The organism is Streptomyces sp. NPDC006476 (assembly GCF_040612015.1).
GTDB classification, from domain to species: Bacteria; Actinomycetota; Actinomycetes; order Streptomycetales; family Streptomycetaceae; genus Streptomyces; species Streptomyces griseorubiginosus_B.
Genome location: NZ_JBEXPK010000235.1, coordinates 1 through 2,797 on the forward strand (window position 1 = coordinate 1; position 2,797 = coordinate 2,797).

Genomic DNA, 2,797 nt, shown 5'->3' on the forward strand with positions numbered 1-2,797 from the left:
GAACCGGCTCCAGGCCATCGAGCGAGACACCGACGTGGCCTGAGTGGTGCACAAAACCCCGTACTTGGTGGTGCACTCACACGAGTACGGGGACATCTGGTCATGGGCGGCTGCCTCGGCCAGCTCGGGGAACTGGGCCCGGATGGTGGGCAGCCGCAGCATGCGGCATGCCTGGTCGACGGCGGCGTCGGCGGCCTGTTAGGTCAGTCCGCGGTGGCGTTTGAACGTCGTCATGGCCTGTCTCCCTCGACGGCGGATCGGACCGGCCGATGTCTCGGTCGCAGCAGCTGGTCGTAGGCCGCGACCGACGGCAGCGGCCGGTTGTCGGGCGGCAGGTGGGCCAGCCGCCGTTCGGTCAGGAACGTCACCCTCGACCCGTCCGGCTCCGGAGCTGCCGGCGTGGGCGGCATCTCGTCGGCGTCGGCGGCCTTGCGGCCAGCCCGGTCACCAGGTACTCGTGGTGCGGATGCCGGCCCAGCAGCAGGACCTCGATCAGAGCGCGGGTGCCGTCCCGGTCGCCGTGGGCCTTGCAGGCCGCCGCCCACCACGCATCATAGACAGGGGTGAACTTGCCCCCGGAGCGGGCCTGTTCCAGGGCAGTCGCGCCGGGGAAGGCACCGGGTTTACGGACCAGGGCCTCCAGGTAGTGGTCCAGTTCCAGGCGGGACTGGCCCTTGGCGATCAGCCGCTCATGCCGGGCGACTTCCTTGCGTCCGTCGTAGACGACGACCTCGGAGGCGTGCAGCATCACCCAGACGGTGCGGCCGATCAGCCCCACCGGCACCGAGTAGCGGTTGGTGCGGACGCTGATCTGTGCGTATCGGTCCACCCGCAGGCTGATCAGCCGACCGGCCCCGAACGGCTCGTCCGGCAGTGGCCGCAGCAATGGGCGTTCAGCGGCGAAGTACTCGCCGATCGTCCTGGGCCGCGACCGGATGCGGCGGTCGTCGTCCTCGGCATCCCACCGCTCAACCATCGCGTTGAGTTCGGCGAGGGAGTCGACTTCCGGGACGGGGACCAGGTGGTTTCTCCGGAACCAGCCGATCTGGCCTTCCACCCCGCCTTTCTCGTGGGCGCCTTCGAGTCCTGGGCGGCAATACATGCTTTCGATGCCGTAGTGCGAGCGGAACGCGGTCCACCGCACTGGCACACGGGGGCATGACCCCATGGCACCGCCGCGCCGTGCCACTCGGGTCCCGGTGCCGTACCAGCGGCCGATGTAGAAGGATCCCGTCAAGAAGACGCCCGCGAGGACGACGGCGGCTCGGAGGCCGTGTGAGCGCCTGCCGCCGCTCCGTCTCGTCGGGGAGCGGCCTTCCCGTGTGGTGCCACCGGCGGGTGTCTCGCTGGTACCGTCACTCTTATGGACCGGAACGGACCCCAGGTGCCGCCACCTCGTCGGCAAGTCTCCCGAGGTCTTCGTCCGCGAGGCCGCGCTCAAGGCCGCCGACGACCCGTTCCTCAGGGCCCTGAGTAAGACCCGCGACCGCATCCCGCACCTCGCTGAGGTCTTCGCCACCCAGGACTCGCCCGCAGCCGAGCCCGCAGCCGAGCCCGCGGCTGGCTCCTGGCCGGACCCAGCGCCCATGGGCAGCCGCGACCTGCGGGACAGCCAGCACGGTCACGCCGCGTGACCCGGTTCCTCACTCCGCAAGAGCTGCTGCAGATCGCCCAGACCCTTCCCGGTGATCCCGCCTGCCTTGACCTGGGGGTTCTCGACGCCGTCTGCGCTCGTGTCCAGTCCCATTACATGGGGCGCGACGTGTATTCGAGCGACTGGCTCAAGGCCGCAGCGGTGATGGAGACCATCGCCTTACACGAACCGCTCGAGGCGAAGAACGAGTTCTTCGCCTGGTTGGTCGCCGAGACGTTCCTCAATACCAACGGCCAACACCTGCACTACGAGCCCGAGGACGCTCTCGCACTGGTCATGCGCACCAAGCACAAGGGCGCCCGGGTCCAGGAAGTCGCCGCGCAACTGCGCGTCTGGTCCGCCGGCTGAGGCCTGTTCGGCCGCCTCGCTCTGCCCGAGCCCGGCCCAACACCTTGAGCGGGTTTCTGCCCTGTTGGGACACAGGGCCGGTTTCAGGTGCAGGGCCCGCACCAGCGCGGTCGCCCACCTCGGGTCGGTGCGGACCTTGGCGAGCACGCGCCAGTTCTTCAGATGCGCGAAGCCGTGCTCGACCGGGGCCCGGACCGCGGCCAGCGCCTTGTTGGACAGCTTCTGCCCCTTGTTCAGGGGCCGGTTGCGGGCCGCCTTGTAGCCGGTGATCACCGCCGGGTCCGCGTCCGGGCCGCCGTCGTCGAGACCGACGAAGCCCAGGTCCGCGATCGCGCCGAGGCCGGCCGCGCGGGTGGGCGGTCGGTTTGTCGTGGCGGCAGGCGGTGATCTCCGCGGCGGGTCCGGGCCGGACCGCGCTCACCCAGACCAGTCGGCCCTTGTCGTCGGTGAGCGCGATCACGAGCAGGCCGTGGCACTTGTGCTTGCCGGAGTGGTTCACCAGCGGGGGATCGAAGGACCCGACCGGACTCGGCAATGCCACCTTGTGGTGGGACCGGCCGTCGATGGCGAGGTCCCCCTGGAGCAGAGGAAGTCCAGGAACCCGGCGTCCACTGCGTCCTGGTGGCTGCCGGCTCGCCCTGCGAAGCGGACCGCGCTGCGTCCCCGCTCACGCAGAACCTATGTGGTCAGAGCGCTAACTGTGACCGAATACAGTCCTCGCCCTTGTCGCCGGGACGGTGTATCTGCACCCGGTGTCGTCCGGGGACCCGGGCAGGAAACGTCAGACCGACGGTG

Annotated in this window: 3 protein-coding genes and 2 pseudogenes; 2 read left to right on the forward strand and 3 right to left on the reverse strand. The window is 69.8% G+C overall.

The window, feature by feature from the left end; all coding sequences use genetic code 11:
* Window positions 1-90: 90 nt before the first annotated feature.
* Together ABZZ74_RS53440 and ABZZ74_RS53445 are read right to left on the reverse strand one after the other, a co-directional pair.
* Window positions 91-234 (reverse strand): annotated as a pseudogene (locus ABZZ74_RS53440) (AAA family ATPase); the annotation flags it as partial.
* Window positions 235-364: 130 nt separating this feature from the next.
* Complete coding sequence (locus ABZZ74_RS53445; protein WP_356951348.1) at window positions 365-1,057, reverse strand: hypothetical protein; 693 nt, start codon at window positions 1,055-1,057, stop codon at window positions 365-367.
* 265 nt (window positions 1,058-1,322) lie between these two features.
* Between ABZZ74_RS53445 and ABZZ74_RS53450 the strand changes: the two genes are divergently transcribed.
* Together ABZZ74_RS53450 and ABZZ74_RS53455 are read left to right on the forward strand one after the other, a co-directional pair.
* Window positions 1,323-1,634 carry a hypothetical protein gene (locus tag ABZZ74_RS53450; RefSeq protein ID WP_356951349.1) on the forward strand — a complete coding sequence of 104 codons (312 nt, stop codon included), beginning with the start codon at window positions 1,323-1,325 and terminating at the stop codon, window positions 1,632-1,634.
* Window positions 1,631-2,002: a fic family toxin-antitoxin system, toxin component gene (locus ABZZ74_RS53455; RefSeq protein ID WP_356951350.1), complete on the forward strand. Its 372-nt coding sequence runs from the start codon at window positions 1,631-1,633 to the stop codon at window positions 2,000-2,002. Before ABZZ74_RS53450 ends, ABZZ74_RS53455 begins: the two co-directional genes overlap by 4 nt.
* 183 nt (window positions 2,003-2,185) lie before the next feature.
* Here the strand turns inward: ABZZ74_RS53455 and ABZZ74_RS53460 are convergent.
* Window positions 2,186-2,275, reverse strand: a pseudogene (locus tag ABZZ74_RS53460) (IS5/IS1182 family transposase); the annotation flags it as partial.
* Window positions 2,276-2,797: the final 522 nt, after the last annotated feature.